This is a genomic window from Lwoffella lincolnii, from assembly GCF_002014765.1.
Classification (GTDB): Bacteria; Pseudomonadota; Gammaproteobacteria; order Pseudomonadales; family Moraxellaceae; genus Psychrobacter; species Psychrobacter lincolnii.
Map to the genome: position 1 here is coordinate 155,579 of NZ_MUYT01000007.1, position 23,578 is coordinate 179,156.

General features: G+C 41.4%; 25 protein-coding genes. 9 read left to right on the forward strand and 16 right to left on the reverse strand.

Features of this window, described 5'->3' with window-relative positions; genetic code table 11:
* From B0682_RS06060 to B0682_RS06075, 4 genes are all read left to right on the forward strand, one after another.
* Complete coding sequence (locus B0682_RS06060; RefSeq protein ID WP_078307416.1) at positions 1-732, forward strand: ABC transporter permease; 732 nt, start codon at positions 1-3, stop codon at positions 730-732.
* Positions 733-842: 110 nt separating this feature from the next.
* A complete protein-coding gene (locus B0682_RS06065; RefSeq protein ID WP_078307418.1) occupies positions 843-1,538 on the forward strand; it encodes a fumarylacetoacetate hydrolase family protein in 696 nt (231 codons plus the stop codon).
* A 64-nt stretch (positions 1,539-1,602) separates the two neighbouring features.
* On the forward strand, positions 1,603-2,709 hold the full coding sequence (locus B0682_RS06070) for a biotin--[acetyl-CoA-carboxylase] ligase (RefSeq protein WP_078307420.1): 1,107 nt from the start codon (positions 1,603-1,605) through the stop codon (positions 2,707-2,709).
* An 11-nt stretch (positions 2,710-2,720) separates the two neighbouring features.
* Positions 2,721-3,440, forward strand: a complete 720-nt coding sequence (locus B0682_RS06075; RefSeq protein ID WP_078307422.1) for a pantothenate kinase — start codon at positions 2,721-2,723, stop codon at positions 3,438-3,440.
* Between the two features lies 1 nt (position 3,441).
* On the opposite strand, the gene B0682_RS06080 is transcribed toward B0682_RS06075, so the two are convergent.
* A complete protein-coding gene (locus B0682_RS06080; protein ID WP_078307581.1) occupies positions 3,442-4,755 on the reverse strand; it encodes an NAD(P)/FAD-dependent oxidoreductase in 1,314 nt (437 codons plus the stop codon).
* Between the two features lie 254 nt (positions 4,756-5,009).
* On the opposite strand from B0682_RS06080, the gene hslO reads away from it, so the two are divergent.
* The 3 genes from hslO to gdhA all read left to right on the forward strand — a co-directional run bounded on the left by hslO (position 5,010) and on the right by gdhA (position 8,094).
* Entirely contained in the window at positions 5,010-5,966 is a 957-nt protein-coding gene (gene hslO / locus B0682_RS06085; RefSeq protein WP_078307423.1) for an Hsp33 family molecular chaperone HslO, read from the forward strand.
* A 77-nt stretch (positions 5,967-6,043) separates the two neighbouring features.
* Positions 6,044-6,589, forward strand: a complete 546-nt coding sequence (locus tag B0682_RS06090; RefSeq protein ID WP_078307425.1) for an META domain-containing protein — start codon at positions 6,044-6,046, stop codon at positions 6,587-6,589.
* A gap of 173 nt (positions 6,590-6,762) precedes the next feature.
* Positions 6,763-8,094: an NADP-specific glutamate dehydrogenase gene (gdhA, locus tag B0682_RS06095; protein ID WP_078307427.1), complete on the forward strand. Its 1,332-nt coding sequence runs from the start codon at positions 6,763-6,765 to the stop codon at positions 8,092-8,094.
* A gap of 160 nt (positions 8,095-8,254) precedes the next feature.
* Here gdhA and metW read toward each other — a convergent pair whose 3' ends face one another.
* The 4 genes from metW to metX all read right to left on the reverse strand — a co-directional run bounded on the left by metW (position 8,255) and on the right by metX (position 10,891).
* The gene (metW, locus tag B0682_RS06100) at positions 8,255-8,863 is read right to left on the reverse strand and encodes a methionine biosynthesis protein MetW (RefSeq protein WP_078307429.1); all 609 of its coding nucleotides are present in this window, start codon (positions 8,861-8,863) and stop codon (positions 8,255-8,257) included.
* Between the two features lie 234 nt (positions 8,864-9,097).
* On the reverse strand, positions 9,098-9,295 hold the full coding sequence (locus tag B0682_RS09640; protein WP_338044655.1) for a DNA cytosine methyltransferase: 198 nt from the start codon (positions 9,293-9,295) through the stop codon (positions 9,098-9,100).
* A complete protein-coding gene (dcm, locus tag B0682_RS09645; protein ID WP_240494895.1) occupies positions 9,289-9,654 on the reverse strand; it encodes a DNA (cytosine-5-)-methyltransferase in 366 nt (121 codons plus the stop codon). The genes B0682_RS09640 and dcm overlap by 7 nt, the downstream gene beginning before the upstream one ends.
* A gap of 73 nt (positions 9,655-9,727) precedes the next feature.
* The gene (gene metX / locus B0682_RS06110; RefSeq protein WP_240494901.1) at positions 9,728-10,891 is read right to left on the reverse strand and encodes a homoserine O-acetyltransferase MetX; all 1,164 of its coding nucleotides are present in this window, start codon (positions 10,889-10,891) and stop codon (positions 9,728-9,730) included.
* A 505-nt stretch (positions 10,892-11,396) separates the two neighbouring features.
* On the opposite strand from metX, the gene hemH reads away from it, so the two are divergent.
* A complete protein-coding gene (gene hemH / locus B0682_RS06115; protein WP_078307434.1) occupies positions 11,397-12,437 on the forward strand; it encodes a ferrochelatase in 1,041 nt (346 codons plus the stop codon).
* Between the two features lie 39 nt (positions 12,438-12,476).
* On the opposite strand, the gene B0682_RS06120 is transcribed toward hemH, so the two are convergent.
* The 11 genes from B0682_RS06120 to B0682_RS06170 form a co-directional block, all read right to left on the reverse strand.
* On the reverse strand, positions 12,477-12,662 hold the full coding sequence (locus B0682_RS06120; RefSeq protein WP_078307436.1) for a hypothetical protein: 186 nt from the start codon (positions 12,660-12,662) through the stop codon (positions 12,477-12,479).
* A 212-nt stretch (positions 12,663-12,874) separates the two neighbouring features.
* Positions 12,875-13,678 carry an SDR family NAD(P)-dependent oxidoreductase gene (locus B0682_RS06125; protein ID WP_078307438.1) on the reverse strand — a complete coding sequence of 268 codons (804 nt, stop codon included), beginning with the start codon at positions 13,676-13,678 and terminating at the stop codon, positions 12,875-12,877.
* Positions 13,679-13,745: 67 nt separating this feature from the next.
* Positions 13,746-14,192 (reverse strand): thioredoxin domain-containing protein, encoded by a 447-nt coding sequence (locus tag B0682_RS06130; RefSeq protein WP_143823304.1) that lies wholly within the window; start codon positions 14,190-14,192, stop codon positions 13,746-13,748.
* 102 nt (positions 14,193-14,294) lie between these two features.
* The gene (lon, locus tag B0682_RS06135) at positions 14,295-16,817 is read right to left on the reverse strand and encodes an endopeptidase La (RefSeq protein ID WP_143823311.1); all 2,523 of its coding nucleotides are present in this window, start codon (positions 16,815-16,817) and stop codon (positions 14,295-14,297) included.
* A 165-nt stretch (positions 16,818-16,982) separates the two neighbouring features.
* A complete protein-coding gene (locus B0682_RS06140) occupies positions 16,983-17,546 on the reverse strand; it encodes a hypothetical protein (RefSeq protein WP_078307443.1) in 564 nt (187 codons plus the stop codon).
* Positions 17,547-17,555: 9 nt separating this feature from the next.
* The gene (locus B0682_RS06145; protein WP_078307445.1) at positions 17,556-18,404 is read right to left on the reverse strand and encodes a phospholipase effector Tle1 domain-containing protein; all 849 of its coding nucleotides are present in this window, start codon (positions 18,402-18,404) and stop codon (positions 17,556-17,558) included.
* Between the two features lie 16 nt (positions 18,405-18,420).
* Positions 18,421-19,086, reverse strand: a complete 666-nt coding sequence (locus tag B0682_RS06150) for a hypothetical protein (protein WP_067009043.1) — start codon at positions 19,084-19,086, stop codon at positions 18,421-18,423.
* A gap of 10 nt (positions 19,087-19,096) precedes the next feature.
* Positions 19,097-19,876: a phospholipase effector Tle1 domain-containing protein gene (locus B0682_RS06155; RefSeq protein ID WP_078307446.1), complete on the reverse strand. Its 780-nt coding sequence runs from the start codon at positions 19,874-19,876 to the stop codon at positions 19,097-19,099.
* Positions 19,877-19,906: 30 nt separating this feature from the next.
* On the reverse strand, positions 19,907-20,641 hold the full coding sequence (locus tag B0682_RS06160; RefSeq protein WP_078307447.1) for a hypothetical protein: 735 nt from the start codon (positions 20,639-20,641) through the stop codon (positions 19,907-19,909).
* Positions 20,631-21,182 carry a DUF2235 domain-containing protein gene (locus tag B0682_RS06165; protein WP_078307449.1) on the reverse strand — a complete coding sequence of 184 codons (552 nt, stop codon included), beginning with the start codon at positions 21,180-21,182 and terminating at the stop codon, positions 20,631-20,633. The genes B0682_RS06160 and B0682_RS06165 overlap by 11 nt, the downstream gene beginning before the upstream one ends.
* Positions 21,157-21,849, reverse strand: a complete 693-nt coding sequence (locus tag B0682_RS06170) for a 5-formyltetrahydrofolate cyclo-ligase (protein ID WP_143823305.1) — start codon at positions 21,847-21,849, stop codon at positions 21,157-21,159. The genes B0682_RS06165 and B0682_RS06170 overlap by 26 nt, the downstream gene beginning before the upstream one ends.
* Positions 21,850-22,004: 155 nt before the next feature.
* On the opposite strand from B0682_RS06170, the gene fumC reads away from it, so the two are divergent.
* Positions 22,005-23,393 (forward strand): class II fumarate hydratase, encoded by a 1,389-nt coding sequence (gene fumC / locus B0682_RS06175; protein WP_078307587.1) that lies wholly within the window; start codon positions 22,005-22,007, stop codon positions 23,391-23,393.
* Positions 23,394-23,578 lie beyond the last annotated feature (185 nt).

The window sequence follows — 23,578 nt, forward strand, 5'->3', positions numbered from 1 at the left end:
ATGCAGTGGGATTGGAACGTCATCATCAATTCGATGCCAAAGCTACTAGAAGGTCTGATTATCACAGTTGAGCTGATGACCATTTCTGTGTTGTTGGGGCTTTTTTTTGGTTTGATATTGGCATTGCTTAGGGTGCATCATAGCCTTTGGGTAAAAACTTTACCATTTTTGTATATCTTCTTTTTTCGTGGCACACCACTGTTGGTACAGCTGTTTTTGATTTATTATGGCTTATCACAGTTTGAGTTTGTTACCAATTCGGTTTTGTGGGATTCGGTGTTGAAACAACCCTACTGGTGTGCCATTATTGCGTTTACCTTAAACACCAGTGCCTATGTGGCAGAGATTATCCGTGGGGCGATAGAGTCCATTCCTGACGGGGAATTAGAAGCGGCAGATGCCATTGGCATGTCACCCATGCAAAAGTTGACTCGAATCACCATTCCACGAGCGTTTGGCATCATGTTGCCAGCTTATAGCAATGAAGTGATTTTTATGCTAAAAGGCAGTTCGCTTGCCATGACCATTGCTTTGATGGACATCACAGGTGTGGCTAAGACCATTTCTGCTCGTACTTATACGGTGTTTGAGATGTATTTTGCTGCTGGGATATTGTATTTGATATTGTCATGGATAATTTTGTTTGGCTTTCGCTTGCTTGAGAAGCGTTTTAATAGGCATCATCATTATGTGCCTCCTGATGTGGCAACCAATACCATACCAAAAATTTGAACCAATTTTCTATCAGTTTTCTTCCGTCAACCCCATGTTGGCGGTTTTTTTGTCAAGGCACTTATCATCATTAAGACATTCATCATCAACCATCATAAAAGGACCATGCCATGAATGACATTCCAGACAGCAATCAACCTGCCAATATTGGCAAAGTGGTGTGTGTGGGGCGTAACTATGTCGCCCATGCCCAAGAGTTGGGTAATGATGTGCCTGACACGCCGATGTTATTTATCAAACCTGCATCTACCGTGCAATATTTGTCAGATGATGGGCGGATTAATGCTGTGTTTGATGATGTGCCGAGGCAACGCTCATATGCTGTGCATTATGAAACTGAATTGTGTGTACAGATGGCTCAAGATGTGTACCATGCTGATGTGAAGCAGGTGTGTGATGGCTTACAAAATGGTTTGCTTGCTGGCGTGACGGTGGGTTTGGATTTGACCTTACGTGAGTTGCAAACTGAGTTAAAGGCAATAGGATATCCGTGGGAGCGTGCTAAATGCTTTATGGGCTCGTGCGTGTTGGGTGATTGGTTGCCTATGGGTTTGGGTGAATGCACAGATGACTTTAGTCAACTGACATATCAGCTTTGGATTGATGATGTGCTGACACAGCAAGGTAATCCATCATTGATGATATTTGACTTGCCTAGACTTATCAGTGATGCCAGTCATGCGTTTGGTCTGCAATCAGGTGATGTGCTGATGACAGGCACACCGAGTGGGGTGGGGGTGTTGAAAAAAGGACAACGGTTAAAAATGGTGTTGCAAGATGAATCATATTTTGCTGATGTGGTTTAGTGTCATGTTTAAGTTTGATTGATTTAAATTTGATTGATTTAAGCTTTAATAACCAAGGTTGTTTATGTCGCTAATATCCATTGCTCATATCACTGCCATTGAGTGTGTTGCTCAGTATATTTTGTCAGAGTGTCATGAACATGTCACAAATTCGCTCTCTACCAACAGCGAACTGATTGAAAAACTGCTCAATGCAGGCCTGCCTGCCACACAACCAGCCATATTAACGGCAGACAGCCAGAGTGCTGGTCGGGGTCAGCATGGCAGAAGTTGGCAATCACCCAAAGGCAATCTGTATTTTTCTTTTTACCACCCATTAACCACCACAAAAACAACCTTTAGTGCCAACATTTTACCGCTCACTGCTCCCATCACAGGTCTGTTATCACTGTGTGTCGGACAGCAGTTGGCAAACATGTCCATCATTCGCCAACTCAATAGACACCGCCTATCACAAAGCTTACCTAACATTGGGGTAAAATGGGTGAATGACGTGGGATTTTATCATGTTGTCAAAAGCCATCAACCCAACAATATGCATACGTCATCACACTTTGATAAGGTGTTGCCATGTCATCAATCACCATGTCATCAATTACAGTTTTACAAATTAGCAGGCATTTTGATTGAGCCAGTACAGCGGGCAGGAAAACGCTTAGGTGTGGTCATCGGAATTGGCATCAATGTGCAAAACCCTCCAATGCTGACTTCAGCTCAGCAAGAAAACATGGGGCATCAAGCAGTAGGGTTAAATTCGTTGATTGACATGTGCAACCTGCCTAACTGTTTACCAGTCAGTTTTTTACCAGTCAGTCCGCAAGATTTGTACCGTCCTGTATTAATGGCGTGTCTCAATGCCTTACTCATTCATGACCAATTAATATGTGAATCTAAAGTAGGTGAACCTCAAGATGGGGGGGGATATTCTGATGAATTTTTGCGTGAATTTGCCAAGGTTGATGTGCTGGCAGGCAAGCGGATAAAGGTACGTTCAGACCGCTTAAGCCACTTTAATGGTGATAACGCCAATGATGATAACACCATGCTGACAGGTCGGGCAATTGGCATTGACCGTCATGGGCGTTTGCAGGTGATAGATGGTGGCGGTAAGATACACGCCTTATTGACAGGCAATATTCCAAACGCATTTGCTTGTGATGACAGCAGATAAGGAAAAAACACATGGCAAAACTTTGGCTGGATTTGGGCAACACCCGTTTAAAATATTGGTTGGTAGATGATGTTGGGCAAATCATTGAAGCCGATGCCAAGGAGCATCTGCTTGCCCCTGCTGAGTTGCTTATGGGTTTGACTGACCGTATCGAGCGGTATGCCCCTGAGTTCATTGGTGTGTCTTCGGTGCTTGGTGATGCCATCAATGCCAATGTGGCTGATACGTTAACTGGGCTTAGCATGCCTTTTGAATTTGTGCAGGTGCAGTCCAATCATCGGTTATTGGTCAGTCGTTATGACGCTAACCAATTGGGTGTTGACCGTTGGCTACAGATGTTGGGGGCGGTGGATTGCCGTCGTCGACAGTGCATTGTGGGTTGTGGTACGGCATTGACCATTGATTTGATTGATCATGCTGAGCATTTGGGTGGTTATATTTTTCCCAATTTATATCTACAGCGTGATGCTCTGTTTTCAGGCACAAGACAAATCAGCTCTTTGCTTGGGCAGTTTGACAGCATTCACGTTGGAGTTACCACATCTGAGGCGGTGCATCGTGGTGTCTTGCTATCAGTGGTGGGTGCGGTCAATGAGATACATCGCCGTCATACCAACTATGAACTGATCATCACAGGGGGTGATGCGTCATTGATTAGCCCATATCTGAACCAAACGGCACACGTCCGTCATGATTTGTTGTTAAATGGGTTAATGCGGTTTTTTGGCTGAATTATTTGATGGTTGCGGTTGCCACCACGTTTTGCTGATTGTCGATTTGTTCAAGTTTTAGACCGTCCATGTCATCGCTGACACTTTGCCAATGACCCCTACCATTGGGTGTGCCTGTGGCGATGATAGAAATGCTTTTGTTTTTTAGGCGTATCATCGGTGATTTGTGTTGATAGCCTGCGTGTTCATTGCCCAAGATGTCATCAGCGATGGTGGTCGCTTGCATTCTTAAAGGGGCAACATACCGACAAGCCACCCCACCGATGGACATACAATCACCAATGGCATAAATATCCGCCATGCTGGTTTGTAGGGTGGTTTCATCAACCACAATGCCTGTGCGTGGGTGATACTCAAGCCCTGAGCTGGCGATAAACTGGGAATCTACTTTTAGACCTGTGCTGACAATGACATGGTCAACTTGTAAGCTGACCATTTTTGTTGTATCACTTGTATGGCTGTCAAAGGGAATGAGCGTCAGCTGATAGGCTAAGTTGTTGTCATTGGCTTGGGTGATGTTACTGACCTGTTGCCCTAGCCATAGCGTAATACCACTTTTGCGTAACGCATCAGCAAGGCGAGTGGTGGCCATGGGTGGCAACAAACTGGCAAGTGGGGCTGGGTGTGTGTCAATCAAATTGACATGATGACCTGCGTTGTTTAGGTCTTCTGCCATTTCACAACCAACCATGCCCGCACCGATGATGGCAATGTGACTGGTGCCTTGACTTAAAGCGGTTTGCAACGCATCGAAGCAATCAAGGTGATTGACATGCCATAGATTCTGTTGAATGTCTTTATCAAATTTTGCAAAGTTAGGCGGTAAGGCAACCGAAGCGCCTGTGGCAATCACCAATTTATCATAGGCCAACGTGGTGTGGTGTTTTTCATCATGTTTTTGTGAACGTTTGGATAAGTTTGATTGTGAAGATGCTTGATTCAGCAAGCTTAACCGATGTTCTTTGGCATCAATGGCGGTAACCCATGTGTGCGTCATTAAGGTAATGCCTAAAGTTGCCGCCGCCTCTGTGCCTGTGTTACGTATCAGCTGTTTACGAGTTTTATTTTGGCTAATGGCAGTAGACAGCATGGGCTTATGGTAACGGTCTGCCGTATCTGCGGTGATGAGCGTAATGCCAATCTCTTTATCTTTGGCTCGAATGGCATCAACCACGCTCCAACCTGCCAACCCTGCACCAATGATGACGATGTGGTTTTGATGATTATTGGGTTTGCCGTCATATTGGTTGTTAGGTTGATGGTTTGCTGATGGTGTGTTGGCAGGTTTTGTGGTGTTCAAATCATTGGCTTGCATAAAGTGTCCCATTTTTTGTCTGCTGTCATTATGTGCTGATGGTGGTGTTGATTGTAGCAAAATTGTCAGAAAAAAAGTGGCTTTATCCGATGGGTTGGTGATAAAAACCACATTGCAATTTGTGTCAATGCCCCATATTAAAATGAAATGAAATAAAGTAAAATGAATACTCAGATGACTGCCAAACCCACAATACCCACAATATGAACAATCCGCAATGCCAGCAATACCAACAATGCCAATAGAGACAATTCATGCCCAATAAAAACCATCACCAAACCCCCATTCAACGCCCCATTTATGACATGACTGATTTGCGTCAACGTTTTTTTATTCAAAACTCGCCCGTGCGTGGTGATGTGGTGCGGTTAAAGTCCAGTTTTGCCAGCATCATTGCCCAAAAAGATTATCCAGAAGCCATAAAAAGGTTGCTTGGTGAGATGCTTTGTGCCACAAGCCTATTGATTGGCACATTAAAGATAAACGGTCGCTTGTCCATTCAACTGCAATCATCTGATGATAACAGCTTACTTAACTGGGCAATGGCAGAATGTGACCATCAAGGGCATGTACGTGGATTGGCAAGCTGGCAATCGCACACCACCGAACAACAACAAGCATGGAAAAATAAAATCAGTGCCAACGATGCGTTTGCCGAGTTAGGAGAGCAGGGCAAAGGGGTACTGTTTATTAACATTCATTCCGAAAAAGGTGATGTTTATCAAGGCATTGTTGAACGTAACCATGACAATCTGGCAGATTGTTTGGCACATTACCAACATCAATCTGCCCAAATTCCAACACTCATCTGCCTAAGCTGTGATGGCTTGCAGGCAGGGGGTATTTTGGTGCAGATGTTGCCATTAAATGAACAAGAACGACTGACAGCAGAGCTTGGCAATGATGATGACCTATGGTCAAGACTGTCTATTTTAACTGGCACAATTAAAGATGATGAATTGACCAAATTAGCTGCCAATGAAATTTTGTATCGCTTGTACAATGAAGAAGATTTGGTCATGCCAAATCCTGTGCCATTGAGTTTTGCATGTACTTGCTCTTATGACAAATGTGAAGCGGGTATTTTGCAAATTGGTGAACAAGAGGCACAAGCCATCTGCCAACAACAAGGTGTGATTACCATGGATTGTGGCTTTTGTGGGGCAGTGTATCAGTTTGACAAAGACGATGTGTCAGCACTGTTTGCTTAAAATGTATTTGCTTAATTAAAATGTGCTGACATGATTGACCGATTCATTTAAACAAACCAAACAAACCAAAAGGTAACATGATGAACACAACAATGACAAAAAAGACAACCAACGCATTGGGATTATCAATGGGCATGTTGTTGACAATCGGTTTAACCGCTTGTGGCGTGTTGCAACAAACAAGCCAAGCACATACAACAGATGTGCAAATCAGTAAAGACCCTGCTCAAGCGGTGGTATTGCCACTCAATGATGCCAAACTGCAACACCATGTGTGGCAACTGAATTCTGTTACCGACAGCAAAGGCAGTCCCATCTTGCCAGAGCTAAGCAATCACCCACAAGGGGCATTACAACTTAAATTTACCACAGATAAACAACTACAATTTTTAAATACTTGTAATCAAATGTCTGCTGCTTATATACTGACCAATCATGACATTGAGCTAAGCCCCATCATATCTACTCGCATGGCGTGCGATGAACAAGGGTCAGCGTTTGATGTTGCTGCCACCAAAGTGGTACAAGGACAGTTTAAGCTGACACTCAATCAGCTTAAACAACCCATCTTAACCGTATATGGTGATGGACTGACAGCCATTTTTTATCCTGTGAGTCACTAACGGCAAACCCTTATCAAACAACAGTTTACCCTTACCAAAAAATAAAGAATAAAAAACATCATATTTTGATTAGATAACTTATCATGACATAACCTATAATGGGTGTTGTTTTAGCAATATAGAATGGTCATTTTCACATCAAAGTACATTCAAGTGCATCAAGGAATCGAGTTATGAACAGCCAACAAATTTTAACACGTCTAAAACAGCGTTATCCCCATCAGCCTGAATTTCTTCAAGCAGTGGTTGAATTTTTAGAAGACATTGAAACAATTTATGACAATAATCAAACGTATCAAGCAGTGTCTTTGTTAGAGCGATTGACTGAGCCTGATCGCATCATTGAGTTTCGAGTAAACTGGGAAGATGATAACGGCAATCTACAAGTGAACCGTGGCTGGCGTGTGCAGTTTAACAATGCTTTAGGTCCTTATAAGGGGGGATTACGGTTTCACCCAAGTGTCAATGTGTCAGTGTTGAAATTTTTGGGTTTTGAGCAGATTTTTAAAAATGCTTTGACAAACTTGCCCATGGGTGGGGCAAAAGGTGGCTCAGACTTTGACCCAAAAGGCAAATCTAACAGTGAAATCCGCCGTTTTTGTTATGCGTTTATGCGTGAGCTTATGCCATATATCGGAGCAGATATTGACGTACCAGCAGGCGATATTGGTGTTGGTGGGCGTGAAGTTAATTATATGTTTGCCATGTACAAAAACATCACCCGTCAGTTCACAGGGGTGTTAACAGGCAAAGGTGTGGGACATGGAGGCAGTCTGATTCGTACCGAAGCGACTGGCTATGGGTTGGTGTATTTTTTACAAAATATGTTAAAAGCCAACAACGACAGCATGAATGGTAAAATGGTGTTGGTGTCAGGGGCTGGCAATGTGGCAACTTATGCTGCCAAAAAAGTGCTTGAGCTGGGGGGCAAAGTCATTACATTATCTGATTCTGTTGGCACATTGTACGACCCAAATGGGTTAACTCAAGAAAAAATTGATTGGGTGATTGAGTGCAAAGCTCAACGCAAACCTCTAAAAGACTATGTGGCAAAATTTGGTGGTGAGTGGCTAGAAGGGCAACGCCCTTGGCACATTAAAGCGGACATCGCTTTACCTTGTGCCACCCAAAACGAAATTAATGGTGATGATGCCAATAATATGGTGGTCAATGGTGTGCAATATGTGGCAGAAGGGGCAAATATGCCAAGCAACATGAATGCCATTGCCATCTTCCAGCAAAATAATGTCTACTATGCCCCTGGTAAAGCATCTAATGCTGGTGGTGTTGCGGTGTCTGGTCTTGAGATGTCTCAAAACTCAGCTCGCCAATACGCCAGCTTTGATGAGCTGGATACTCAGTTGCAACGCATCATGAAAAATATTCATGATGCTTGTGTGGCGTATGGTAAGACTGATACAGGTGGCATTGACTATAAAAAAGGGGCAAATATTGCAGGATTTACCAAAGTAGCAACCGCCATGGTCAATTATGGCGTGTTGTGATTTAGGTCTGTAATTTATGTTGTCATCTGATGTTGTTGTTTGGTTTATCGCTGGTTAATCACGCATATCAATAGCAATATTTTTTGGCTTAATTGTTTGTAAAGCACCTCCCTTTCTTATCAGAAAAGGGAGATAAGGCATAGACAACAATTAATAAAAGTCAATGTTTGGCAACTCGATACACCGCCACGTCTGCCAACAGATTTGGGGACTTTTTGATGAATTTATCAATGAGTTGCCACTGCCCAAAAGCAGAATCAGTGACTGCCACATGGTCTAAAATAATCAGATCATTATCATGGCATAGGTTTTCAAAGTCTTTAAAAGTGCAAAGATGGATATTTGGTGTATCATACCACGCATGGGGCAGGGCTTCTGACATGGGCATCATGCCTTTGATGCCTAAAAAAAAGCGGTTTTGCCAATAGGCAAAGTTCGGAAAGGTAACGATGACTTGTTTACCAACCCTGACCATATCAAGGAGTAGCTGGTCAGGCTTTTTTACCGCTTGTAATGCCCTTGCCATCACCACTGTATCAAAACTGGCATCACTAAAGTTTGCCAGCCCATCATTTAAGTCTTGCTCAATGATGTTCAGTCCCTTAGCAATGCCGGCGGTCATCGATGTTTGGTCAAGCTCAATGCCCAAACCAATGATACGGCGAGTTGTTTTAAGATGGTGTAATAACGCACCATCACCACAGCCCAAATCCAGCACACGGCTGTTAGGTTCTATCCATTGCTCAACAAGTTGGTGGTCAATACGCATAAAATACCCATATCGATTTGATGGAAATTTTTTCTAATATTTCTTTCTAAGGTTTCTTTCTAAGGTTTCTTTCTAATGTTCTATGGTTAACTCTTTACAAGGATAAATCTTATCCATGTGGGCTTGTGTCGCTAGATTTTTTATAAAAATATCAGTAAGATGATGAATTTGGTATTAATACCCATTTTATCTTTTGCCATATTGATTTTGGGTAACTGCATGGGCATATGCTTTTTATATGTCAGTAAATAGCTGTTCTTTAATTTCATTAGCCAACGCACGAATAACTGGTACAGCCACACTATTGCCAAATTGTTTATAGGCTTGCACATCACTGACTGGAATAACAAAACTGTCAGGAAAACCTTGTAGTCTGCCAGCTTCTCTTGGAGTGAGTTTGCGTGGATTTTTATCTGTTTGTTCAATCAGAATTTCTGAGCCATCTTTATGGTATCTTCAAAGCCTTTACGCAATCCTGCAACGCTAAATGCTTGACAAGGAAATCCTGCTAAAATGATGTCGTGTGTGGGAATGTCTTTGGCATCAATCTGGGTAATGTCGCCATGTGGCTGTTCGCCATGGTTGGCGTGATAAGTTTGCCCAGCAAATTTATCAAGCTCCGATGCAAAAACAAATTCAATTTTATCCTTAAACACTTGCTCAAAGCCCAAACGAATACCACCCACACCTGCAAATAAATCAATCGCTTTAAGCTTATGATAAGATGAGTGGTTTATTGTGGAGGGATTAATGTCTGTTTGATTAAAAAAATTTAATTGAATTTGGTTCAACCCATGACTCCCTTGTGATGACAATATTAAAATTAAAATTAATATGATTAAACTTGATGTGGTGATGCGATTGTCAATATGTCAGATTTGCCTCTAAAAAACCTTTAACAGCTTGGTGATAAGTGGGGATATCAAATAAAAATGAGTCGTGTCCATATGGCGCATCAATATTAATATAGCTGACAGGTTTTTGGGCTTTGATTAACGCATTGACAATTTCACGGCTACACTCTGGGGTAAATCGCCAATCGGTTGTGAATGAGACCAATAAAAATTGACATTGGGTATTTGCTAAAAGATGACTTAATTTTTCAAGGTCATTTTTTTGTGTGTCAGCATCATGATGACCATCATCATGAAGGTTGTTGGCATCATCAAAATTGAGTGTCTGATTGGTTGGGTCAAAATAATCCAATGCTTTGGTCATGAGTAAATAAGTATTGGCATCGAAGTTTTCACTAAAGCGTTCGCCTTGATGGCGTAAGTAGCTCTCGACTTGAAACTCCACGTCAAAACCGTATAAAAACTTGCCTGATTTTAATTCTCGACCAAATTTATGTCGCATGGCTTCATCGGTTAAATAGGTGATGTGCCCAACCATGCGTGCCAATATCAAGCCACGTTTGGGATAAGTGCCTGCTTCAAGATAACGACCTTGATGAAAGTCTGGGTCAGATAAAATAGACTGACGAGCCACTTCGTTAAAGGCGATATTTTGTGCTGATAATTTGGGTGTGCTGGCGATGATGACACAGCGACGCAATCTATCAGGATAATCAATCGACCATTGTAGTGCTTGCATGCCACCCATTGAGCCACCCACCACCGCATGCCATACTTCAATGCCCAAGCGGTCAGCAAGTAGGGCTTGAGTTGCCACCCAATCTTTAATGGTGATGAGTGGAAAATCTGGACCATAGGGTTTAGGGTTGCCTTGGTCATCGAGATTATCAGGGTTTGGACTGGTAGGTCCTGTTGAACCATAGCAACTGCCAATGTTGTTTAAACACACCACAAAATATCGTTGGGTATCTACCGCTTTATTAGGGCCTATGAAATTATCCCACCAACCTGCTTTTTTATCATCAGTGCTGTGAAATCCTGCAGCATGATGACTGCCTGACAGAGCATGGCAAATCAAAATGGCATTGGATTTATCCGCATTGAGTGTGCCATAGGTCTCAACCACCAAGTCATAAGCGGGTAACACCCGGCCACATACTAAGGTCAATGGCATGTCAAAATGATAAGTAATGGGCTTAACAAGCCCTACCGAGTTTTTGGGAAAAAATGGCGGTTTGGTCTTAGTGTTGGTGGCATTGAGCGTATCAGTGGCATTGGCAGTGTTGGACATAGGACTGGATAATCAGACAAATGGCGGAAAAAATGCGTAAAACACAATGGGTCATGATACCATAACCCGCTTCAAATCCCTATTGAAAGCGTTTGTTTTAGCCGTAAAAATTTGTTTTAGACTGTCAAAGTTTTAATAAAATGTTAGGGCGTGCCCCTAATTTAAAACACCAAGTTTTTATGGGCTAAAAATGCCAAAATCTGGCAAAACTGCGTTAAATTGTTTGACAATATTCCAATATTATCTGCACAATTTGCCTTGTTGGCTTACGATTTTATCTATTTTTAGCCACATTATCCAAATAGGGACACGCCCTAATCAAGAACAAAAAAATTTTTGGCAAAGGCACAAGCAACAAATCACATAAAAGCATGATTAAGAGAGAATTATGAAACCACACCACCGCCCTACGATTGCCGTGATATTGGTCAATCTAGGCACACCAGATGCGCCCACTGTTCCTGCTGTGCGTCGCTATTTGCGTCAGTTTTTATCGGATACTAGGGTGGTTGAGATACCGCCTTTGTTGTGGGCAATCATATTAAATTTATTTGTTTTACCGATACGCTCTAAGCGAGTGGCACAGGCTTATGCCAGTATTTGGGACGGTGATTCACCCATTCGTCGAATTTTGTTTCAGCAGGCATCTGCCTTACAACAGCGGTTTGATGAACAAGCAGAGCGGTTACCGTTTAAGGTACAAGTGTGTGCTGCCATGACCTATGGTAATCCTGCTTTGTCTCAGGTATTGGACGAATTGAGTGAGCAAGGGGTTGAACAAATGGTGATATTGCCATTATATCCACAATATTCGGCATCAACCACAGGGGCGGTGTTTGATGGTGTTGCTCGTTGGGGCATGGGTAAGCGTCATCTGCCAGCCATCAGTTTTGTGAAAGACTATTTTGCCCACCCAAACTATATCCAAGCGTTAGCAGACAGCGTGCGTCGCTATCAAGCTGAGCATGGCAAAGCAGATAAATTGCTCATGAGTTTTCATGGTATCCCTAAAGTTAACGAAGACAAAGGCGACCCTTATGCAAAACAATGTCGCTATGTGGCGCACAAATTGGCCCAGGCGTTACAGTTATCAGAAGAAGAATGGTTATGTGCCTTTCAATCACGTTTTGGTAAGCAGGAATGGGTCAAGCCTTATACCGATGTGGTGTTGACTGAATGGGGACAGCATGGCGTGGCATCGGTGCAAATCATCAGTCCTGCATTTTCATCAGATTGCTTAGAGACATTAGAAGAGCTGGTGGTCGAAAATCGCCATACTTTTTTGCATGCTGGCGGTCAAAGCTATGGTTATATCCCTGCACTGAATGCTGACCAAGCTCACATTGATTTATTGGTAGAGCTGACCATGCCTCATGTGTCTGCTTGGCAACAGACACTAACAGGGTGGGATGGTTGCCTTAATTCTTAATCAATATTATTTAAATAATAACTTAAATAATACTTAACTTTACGATGGTGTTTTATGGCTGTGCTTGATTGCATCATCATCAGCGATATCATGAATGGTGGGATAATCTTTATCGTCTAAGCTGTTTTCTACCAGCACTTCTTCGGCTCGTTGTTCGTCCATGTTCTGGCGGTGTATGGGGGTTAGACCTTGTTCATCTTGTTCGGTACTGAAATGTTGGGTCATAAAAATGTCCTTTATTTGTGGTAAATACGGTTTGTGGTAAATGTCAATTAAATACAGTGGTGAAATGTTTGTAGCAAAATACAATCATACAATGCCATAAATCATACAATACCATAAACAAATCATACAATGCCATAAACCCCCCATCAATACCAGCCATTGAGCGTGTCATTCTTGTGTGGCAAATGTTAATTAATAAATAAGCTTTCTTGCTATCGGCTGGCAAACCTGCCATTGATGACACGCACCATCGGCGACGGTATGATGTCCGCCAGCTGATACAACAGATGGCTGGTCAAACCAATGGGATAATGCACTTTGTTGATGTCTTGATTGGGAATGGTGGACAGTTGTGCCAGCTTTTTTGCCACGTCATCTGCCGTTAGCTGTAAGCCCAGACGGTCGATGCTGGTAACGGTGATGCCATCGGTTAAGTCAGTCTTGACCCATAAAGGCATGACGTCAATCACCTTAATGCCTTTAGGTTCGTATTCCAGATTGAGAGCTTCTGTCAAACCACGCACAAAAAACTTACTGGCAGAGTAAGGGGCAATCTCAGGTTGACCATAGATTGCAGATGCCGATGATAAATTGATGATTTTGGAATAAGGGCTTGGTGATGTTTGTAGCAGTTTGCCGACTTTGTGACAGCCAATCATCACGCCTTTGCAGTTGATGTCGATTAAGCTGAGCTGTTGCGTCAGTTTGGTGTCAGGTAAGTCGCCTGAAACGATGACTCCTGCGTTATTTATCAAAACGTGTATGTTACCAAAGGATTGTAAGGTTGTGGCAAGGGCATTATCCCAGTCATTTGGGTTGGTTACGTCCATTGTGCCTGTGATAAGGGCGTGTTTTTTGTTGAGTTTGGCAAAGGTTTTGTCTTTTGATATGGTGGTGAGGCTGTCTGTGTCTATGTCAAACAAGGCAAGGCGGTGTCCTTTTTTTGCTAAGCGTTTGGCGGTTGCCAAGCCGATACCTTTAGATGCCCCTGTGATGAGTATGGTGAGTGTGGTCATGGAGGTGTCCTTAATTGATTTTGATGGATTGATTTTAATCAAAAGTATCAAAATTGTGGGTGGCATTTTAACAGCCGTTTATTTTGATTGTTTGATTTAGCAGTAATCTTTGAATGTCTAAGATGCCAAATGGATGGCATAACATGCCTGATTCACTGACCAAAATAGGAATGGATTGAGCCAGTTGTTCTGGTTGAACATGTTGGTTATGCTTGTGCTTGTTATTTAAACCGTTATCTAAACTGTCATCTGGGTCGTTATTTAAGTGGTTGCTTGATACGTTGTTTGGATTGGCAAGTTGGCTGGGTAAATCAACACTCAATAAATCAACAATGTCTATTTGTTGATAGGTAAACACAATGACTTTTTGACACAGCTGAAGTTGTGCTTGGGCAAGCTCACAAAGATGACAATGGGACGTGCCAATGAGCCAAATGTTTGGCGGTATGACTGATAAATTGGCTGTGTTTTTTAGATGTTGATTTAATAATTGAATTAACAGACGGTGATTCATGATGATAAATGATGGTAATGATGACAATAGAAAAATAAAAAACCCAAACATAAAAAACCCATTAAGAAAATACTTAATGGGCAGAATGTTGTCAATAAAAACCTAACTGTGTAATCCTTTATCCTGTGTGGCATCTATCGTTACTTGGGCAGGTTTTATGGGCTTGGGGGAACTGACTAAAGCCACTTTTAGTACTTCGTCAATGCTGGAAACAGGCTGAATGGTCAGACCGTCTTTGACATTATCAGGGATATCTGCCAAATCTCGTTCATTGGATTCAGGTATCAGCACATGCTTGATGCCACCACGGTGTGCTGCCAATAATTTTTCTTTTAGACCACCGATACGCAGTACCTTTCCACGCAAAGTAACTTCACCTGTCATGGCGATGTCAGGGCGAATGGCGATGCCTGTCATTGCTGATACTAAGGCGGTGGTCAAAGCAATGCCTGCTGATGGTCCGTCTTTGGGAATTGCCCCTTCTGGCATATGCACATGAATGTCAGTGTTTTTAAAGGTGTCATAACTTACCCCCAGCAGTTCGCCACGAGACCGCACCACGCTCATGGCAGCACGTATGGACTCTTTCATCACATCGCCTAAGGAGCCAGTAAAGGTAAGCTCACCTTTGCCTGACATGGTGATGGCTTCGATGGTCAACAGCTCACCACCTACTTGCGTCCATGCAAGCCCTGTAACTCGTCCGATTTCAGCGTCTTGTTCTGCCAGACCATAATCAAATTTATGCACGCCCAAATACTCATCGATGTTGTCGTCAGTAACACGCACCAGTTTAGATGCTTGCTCTTCGTTCGGCGTTTTGGTTGGCTTTTTGCTGGGTTTTTTACCAGCTTTGCCGTATTTTTCCACCATTTCACGCACCACCTTACGGCTGATTTTATTAATCTCACGTTCTAGGTTACGCACGCCTGCTTCTCTGGTATAACGTCGTACGATGCTGTGTAAGGCTTCACCAGTGATGTCCAATTCATCGTCTTTTAGTCCATTGTCTTTGATGGCTTTGGGAAGTAAATATTTTTCAGCAATGTTGACTTTTTCTTCTTCGGTGTAGCCAGGTAAACGAATGACTTCCATGCGGTCAAGCAGAGCAGGCGGAATATCCATGCTGTTGGCGGTACAGATGAACATGACTTGTGATAAGTCCAAATCCAAATCCAAATAATGGTCGTTAAAATTGTGATTTTGTGATGGATCTAGCACTTCTAGCAGGGCAGACGCTGGGTCTCCACGGAAGTCTTGAGCCATTTTGTCGATTTCATCAAGCAAAAACAGTGGATTTTTAACGGCCACTTTTGCTAAAGACTGGACGATTTTACCGGGCATTGCACCGATATAGGTACGGCGATGCCCACGGATTTCAGCTTCATCTCGCACACCGCCCAACGCCATACGCACAAACTTCCGCCCTGTGGCTCGAGCGATGGATTCACCCAGTGATGTTTTACCCACCCCAGGAGGGCCCACCAAGCAAAGAATAGGTCCTTTGAGTTTTTTTACTCGTGATTGTACTGCCAGATATTCTAAGATACGGTCTTTGACATCATCTAGCCCATAGTGGTCAGTGTCCAGCACGTCTTGGGCTTTGTCCAAATTGATGCTGACCTTACTGGCGGTATTCCAAGGGGTGTCTAATATCCATTCAAGATAGTTACGCACCACTGAAGACTCACTGGACGCTGGTGGCATCATTTTGAGCTTTTTAAATTCTTGTTCGGCTTTTTTACGCACGTCGTCAGGTAAGTCGGCTTCTTTTAAGCGAGTTTCTAATTCTTCTAAGTCATCTTCTGCGTCAAATGTTCCATCATTATTTAAGTCAGACAATTCACTTTTAATGGCTTTTATTTTCTCGTTTAGATAGTATTCACGTTGGTTGTTTTCCATTTGCCGACGCACGGCTTCTTGAATGTCTTGTTCGATGTTTTGTTCGGCGCTTTGTTTGATTAAATATTCGGTTAAGGTGTTGATGTGGTCGGTTAAGTCATCATGCTCTAAGAACATTTGTTTATCACTGAGGTCCATTGCCACCCGAGTGGAGATGAAATACATCAGCTCAAGCAAATTATTGATGCGTTCGGCAACTCGAATAAGCTCTCGAGAGTTTCTAAGCCTTGCTTCAGCATAGCTGGCAAATAAGCCCACCAAAGCTTGTTTGGTGTTGCTACTTTGATTGCTGTTCATGGTCATGCTGATGTCTTGGCGTTCAAAGTCCGCCATCAACACATGACCATGGTCATACATGGCATCGATACGAGCCCTAAATTGTCCTTCTATCAACACTTTGATGCAGTTATCATCGCTGTCATGAGGCATGGTATTGACGATGCGACACACAGTACCATATTGATATAAGTTATCTTGGTCAATCTCTTCAGACAAAGAGTCTTTTTGTGCCACCACCAATATTTGTCCGTCATACTCGGCTTGAGCCAGCTCAATCGCCTTGACTGATGGGGCTCGCCCAACAAATAAAGCAATCTGCATGTGTGGATACACCACCACATCACGCAGTGCCAATAACGGAAGATGGGTGGGGGGATTTTTTTGTTGGCCATCGTCATAGTCATCAGCCAACTTTTGGTCATGGTCAAATGGAATGTCAGTCATAAAGGTGTTCTCTTGTTTGTGAGTCATGACCAAGTTAATGGTGGCAGGGTGGGTAAATTGCAAGGATTTTATGAACCCCCAATTCAAAGCCCCCAATATCAGAATGAGCACCTAAAAAGCCCAATTCTAAATAGTGAGTGCAGGACGATGATGTTATGACATCTACTAAGCATAAGGATTGCCTACTTTAACAGGTTCGTGCTCAATTTCTTGACTGATATTGCCATTACCGTCAATATACAAAGAAATCGTTACCCTTGTCTTATGCCAATGACTGGCAGGCATTCCCTTGGCAGGCATTGCTCTGCCTTGCTCCAACAACTGCTTAGGGTAAATGGTATAAGTACGCCAAGCAGATAGGGGTAGGGATTGGGCGTAGTTGTTTCTTAGTCTATCTTGTTCTGCTTCTGTAATTAAACTGTTATAATAAATATCGGGATTGATATTTATTGTGGCATATTTAAGGTTTAACTCTTTTGGTAATGAGTTGGCATTTATACTATCACTACGAATACCCCAAGTAATATATTTGGTGTTTTGTTTAAAAATTCTTTTAAGTTCAGGCGTGTTTTCAAAAATCACAACTCCTTGATAATTTTCTGGCAAGTTGCTACCAAGTCCAAGTGTCATTTCTGTCTTTGTACCAAACATTTCCGCAATAACGCATCCACATACTGACAATAATGCAAGTAGAGCGATAAGATTTTTTAAAATGAGATTATATGTCATAACTGTCTCCTATTTCTTAACTTGCTTATGAAGCGGTATGCCTGAACATAGTTGCTTATCACTTAAAGCTGTTTCGCTACTTTTGATTTTTTTATTAGTATATTTTAAATCTATCCCATAATGACATTTTAACCAATACAAGTAGTCATTGATGGCAATGATTTTATTTTCATCATTAGCCGCCATCAACACCGCATCTTTAACCAAATTGCCAACATAAGGCACACGCTCTTTTTCAAAAAAGCCTTTTTGTTTATTTTTTGCGATGATTTCAGTGGCATTTTGTAGCTTGTCTAATTTTTTATTTTTTGGATTTTCAAAGGCTTTGGTGTCATTCCAGTTTAATTCTAAATGTTTAAAGTTATTAAATATCTTGGTTTTGTCATAGTCTTTTGAGCTGTCAGTTGCCCATCTAAACTCACCGCCTAGACTAAAAAAAAGGGGGAGGGTAAATGAACTGTCGTGAACAATGGGGTTGTTGATTTGTTTGTATTGGCTATAATCTTTAAACTTGATGTTGCCTTTTTCTTGTGCCTGTTTTATCATCCACATCAAACTTGCGTTAGACAGGTCGCCATCTTTATACCCACCCCCAATATCGGAATGAGCACCTAAAAAACCTTTTTCTAGACGGTATTTGTCATTGATGGTTTTATCATTTTTACTGTTAGCCTCCGTTTGACTGATATAGATAGACCGTCTGGCAAATTCAGCACGGTTTTCATTGGTGGCAACAGCGTGGACGATGGTTTGAAAGTCGCTATTTGAGACATCTAAATTCATTCCAAAAGCTCTGATGTTTTGCATATCGTTATCCTGATTTGAGCCAAAGGCAGGGACGGTGTCGTATAGTCCCATAAAGTTGAATTTGAAGTTAATGCCAAAGAGATTTTTTTTGGTGTTTCCAATAATTGAGAATATCTATTGTGTGTTCCATTTTGTTGTCTATAACAACTGTATGAAATTTTAATTCTACATATCTGTCGTTTCTCTCTGTAAATTTTGATGAAGTAATATCAAAATTTTTCTCTTTGTTTCCGATGGGATTCTTGTCTTTTATGGAATTTTCAATAATTTCTTTGGTGTTTATGGTGTAGGTCTCCCAAGCATCTTGTGGAATTGTATTATAAAGGCTGTCAACATAGTCGTCCATTTTTGTACAAGTTTTCATTGTTTCATCATCAAGATATGCTGGGTCACAAAAAATTGTATTTCGCTTTCTTGGGATTGTTGTATATCTAAATGTTAAGTTTGGTATGTTGTTCCATTTTTTAATATTAAACAAGCAGGTTCCATAGTGAAAAAATCTATCATTATTTTTTATCCTATCATCTGGATTATACCCAATGGCTAGATAATAAAGACCACAATAGGATTTCATTGGTTCCAACAATTCATAAATAATAATTTGATCTCTTGTATCATCATTTAGACTGTGTGGAGAGTTGAATGTAATTGTACTAATCTCTGATTTTGGACTGGCACAGGCTGTTAATGATGTGAATAGATAAAACACTGTCATAATTTTTATAAATTTCATCTCTTATTCCTTATTGAATTTGAACAGAAAGACCATCAAGACTATAACCCTTATTTTTAAGCCAATTAATATAATCTTGAATGAGTATATATCTTTGATTATTGCCAATCGCACCCTTGCCGTACAAGATTGTGGGCTGACCCTCTCCATCAATACCTTTAAATGCCCTAATCTCATCAACTTCTGGACAATCATTAATAAAGGGTCCACAAGCCCATCTTTTCATATACTCACCACTAAGGCGACGTATGTCATCAAATCGGTTTACTCCCTTTGGTTGATAAGATCGGCTATGTTCCCAATTAAATTTTAGGTGCGGAATGCTAGTAAATTGCTCTACACTACCATTTTCAGTCCCTGCCCAGCGAAATTGACGACTTGGACTAAAAATAATAGTTCCAGCAGCTCTCTCCACTCCAATACTATCGTGAACGATAGGGTTGGAAATTCTTTTGTCATTGGTATTTAATTTAATCTCAGTTTTAGTGCCTTGGCTTTTATATAACTTATTAGCCTCATTCGCCATCCATACCAAGGTAACATCAGATAAGTCGCCTTCGTGATAGCCACCCCCAATATCAGAATGAGCACCTAAAAAGCCTTTTTCTAGGCGGTATTTGCTATCAGATTGTTCTATGCCATTGTTGCTATTGGCTTGGCTTTCTCCTGTGTAGATGGAGCGTCTGGCAAATTGTTTGCGGTTTTCGTTGGCTGCGACTGCGTGGACGATGGTGTTAAAATCACTGCCTGAGACATCTAAGTCCATGTTAAAATTTTCGGTGTTTTGCATATCGTTGTCTTGTTTTGTATTGATTGGAGATTAACTCCAAGGGTTTGTGTATGGTTGAGCCCAAGACAAGGTTTCTTGATAGTTTATCACTAGTATTTTATTTTCTTGACCGCATATAGATGAGCATTTTATGCTTTGTATATCTATTTTGTACTCCCATAATTTATCAACATTAAATGGGTTGGGTATTCCTATTGGGAACGCATAAATTCCAAAGTAGATAGGTTTTCTGTACCCAATTGGTTTTTGATGCTTGGTGTGCTGTATTTTGTGTGATAAATCTATATTTTGGTATTGCCAATCTTCTTCTGGAATTGTATCAATTTTCTGAAAAATCTTATCATAGTATTTTTCTAATTCATAATATTCTGTATTATTTGGTACAATATCATCAATATTGATCATTGAATAATAAAATCCGAAGAAACTAGAATGGCTTTTTTTAAGGTCATTATAGTTTATATCACAATTAAAACTTAATAAGTAGTCTGAATATTGATTGTTACCTTCAATCCAAGCAGAATCGTAACCTTGCTTGCATAGCTCAAAGTTGTCTGCTTTTTTAAATACAATAATATATTTTTTATCTAAATTTTCATTTTCAACAGATATATTTATGTTTGTTTTTCCAAAAAATGGACTAATTTCATAAATCATTTGGTATACAACAATCAGAAATATAGCAATAGTTTTCTTTTTGTGTTTATTGATAAATTTCTCTATTTTGTATAAGAAACTTATCAAAAAATTTAATTTAAATTCCATAACCATTACCTCTCAACCATTCTATATACTCTTTAATTTTTATTTGTTCATCTTTATCGTATAGAATTTCTTTGTCAGAATCATATTTTAGTTTCTTATAATCATTCATTACATCGGTTGCACTTCTAGTCGGACAAGTACCGTCTTTGCGACTACAAGCTGGTAATTGAGACAATTTAAGGTACTCTTCTGAGTATCTTTTAACTTTTTCAAATTTCTTTGATTTGTCATTTTCAAATTGTAAGGTGTCTTTCCAATTTAGTTTTAGATGACTAATTTTCTCAAACTGACTAATACTATTACCATCTTTTGCCCATAAGAATTGTCTTGATGGTTTATATTGGGATAAGGAATATACACCAACATTGTCGTGTACAACAGGATTGGTTGTTGAATGATAATTGTTTTCTGTAATCCATTTTCGGTCTATTGTGACATTTGATTTTTCAGCTTGTTTTATTATCCACATTAAAGCAGTATCAGACAAATCCCCATTGGCATAACCTCCGCCAATATCAGAATGAACCCCAACGTATGCCACTGGGAGTTACCACCATATCCATTGGCACGTCCCAAGGTTTTTTTGGCAACGCATCAACCACCTGAAAATCGTAACACCAACCAATGATGAGTGGCTTGGGCAGTTGCAAACGATGTGATTTACTAAGCGTGGCGTCATAATAACCACCCCCCATGCCCATGCGAGTGCCAACCTTGTTTACTGCCACCAAAGGACAAAACAGCACATCAAGCTGATGTGCTTCCAATAAATATTGCCCATGTTGTTGTTGCATGCCCAATTTATGTCGATAAGTTGGGATATTGATGAGTCGAGATGATGCAATGGGCGTAAATCGCAACCGCTTATAAGGGTTGAAAACAGATGACGGTGGTGTCTGTCCCCAAGAGCCAACAATCGGTAAAAAAGCCCTAAAGCCATGACGCTGACACCATGCCAACAATGGCTGAGTAGGCATCTCACCAAAACCATCATAATAAATACCCACACGAGCGTTTTTGGGCAGGCGTGTGGTGAGCTTGTGTAACCAAAGACTGGCATGGGCAGCAGCATGCTGACGCTGATGTGATGACAGCTGACGGCGTTGTTTGCCCATTTGTCGACGCAGTATGGGAGCGATTGTGTTGTTCATGCTGTCATTGTCTATGTTGTTGTTATCTATGCTGCTGTTATCTATGTTGTCGTTCATAAACAAAACCTTAAGCAAAATTGCGTGATGTTAGGTTGGGGTGTAAAATGCCTGATGGCACAACAACAATATGATGATTGGATTGTTGATGTTATTTGATGTTTCATATTTCAGTCATACCAACACAAGGAAAGACAGCAATGACCAGCACAACAATAACCACCCGTAGCGAAAAAGACACCATGGGTGAAATACAAGTCCCCGCTGATGCTTATTGGGGGGCTCAAACCCAACGTAGCCGTGAAAACTTTAAAATTGGCGGCGAAACCTTACCCAGACCCATGATTGAAGCCATGGCACTGGTAAAAAAAGCCGCCGCCATCACCAACGCCAGTTTAGGCCGCATCGAAGAGCGTCAATGTGACCTTATTGTACAAGCAACTGATGAAGTCATTAATGGCGGCATGACTGATCAATTTCCTTTGGTGGTCTGGCAGACAGGCTCAGGCACTCAGTCTAACATGAACATGAACGAAGTGCTTGCCAACCGTGCCAACGAAATTGCTGGCAATGAGCGTGGCAGTTATCAGCCAGTACACCCCAATGACCATGTCAACCATGCCCAATCAACCAATGACAGTTTTCCCACTGCCATTCGTGTGGCGGCTGCTCGGCAAATCAACAGCCTGCTTATCCCAGCAGTTACCGCTTTACGTGATACCTTGGACGCTAAGGCAAAACAATTTGCCAACATTGTCAAAATCGGTCGCACACATCTACAAGATGCCACCCCTTTAACCTTGGGTCAGGAGTTTAGCGGTTATGTCAGTCAGCTTGACCATGCTTTGATTCGCATTGATAACGCCTTGCAAGGTCTGTATGAATTGCCATTGGGTGGCACAGCCGTAGGAACAGGGCTAAATGCTCACCCAGATTATGCCATTAAAGTTGCCATTCAGTTATCAGAGCTGACGGGGTTGCCATTTATCACAGCCCCTAACAAGTTTGAAGCCTTGGCTGCTCGTGATGCTGAAGTGTTCGCATCAGGTGCTTTAAAGACCTTGGCAACCAGTCTGAATAAAATCGCCAATGACGTGCGTTGGTTGGCATCAGGGCCACGTTGCGGTATCGGTGAGATTCAAATCCCCGAAAACGAACCGGGTTCATCCATCATGCCAGGTAAAGTCAATCCCACCCAATCTGAAGCCATGACCATGGTGGTGGCACAAGTGTTAGGTAATGACACCACCATCAACGTGGCAGGAGCATCAGGTAATTTTGAACTCAATGTGTTTAAACCAGTCATTGCTTACAACTTGCTACAATCCATAAAATTGTTGGGTGATGCTTGTAACAGTTTTAATGATAACTGTGCGGTTGGTATTGAGCCAGTTAAAGAAAAAATTGATGATTATCTGCATCATTCGTTGATGTTGGTTACCGCCTTAAATCGCCATGTTGGTTATGAAAATGCCGCTAAAATTGCCAAAACTGCTTATAAAGAAAGCAAAACCTTAAAACAAGTGGCGGTTGAACTTGAGCTGATGACAGCAGAGCAGTTTGATGAATGGGTAATCCCAGAAGACATGGTATCACCTAAATAAGACGATGTTTTAGTACATGGTTTTAAGTACATGGTTTTAGTTTGTGCTTTAATTTGATAGAAAAATCCTGCCATTGGCACATGGCAGGATTTTTTAATAAATATCTTTTAATAAATATTTTTTAATTTTTAATAAATATTGTGGCAATGGGTCATCAGGGTTGATGGTCATGCTATGTTCTTGTT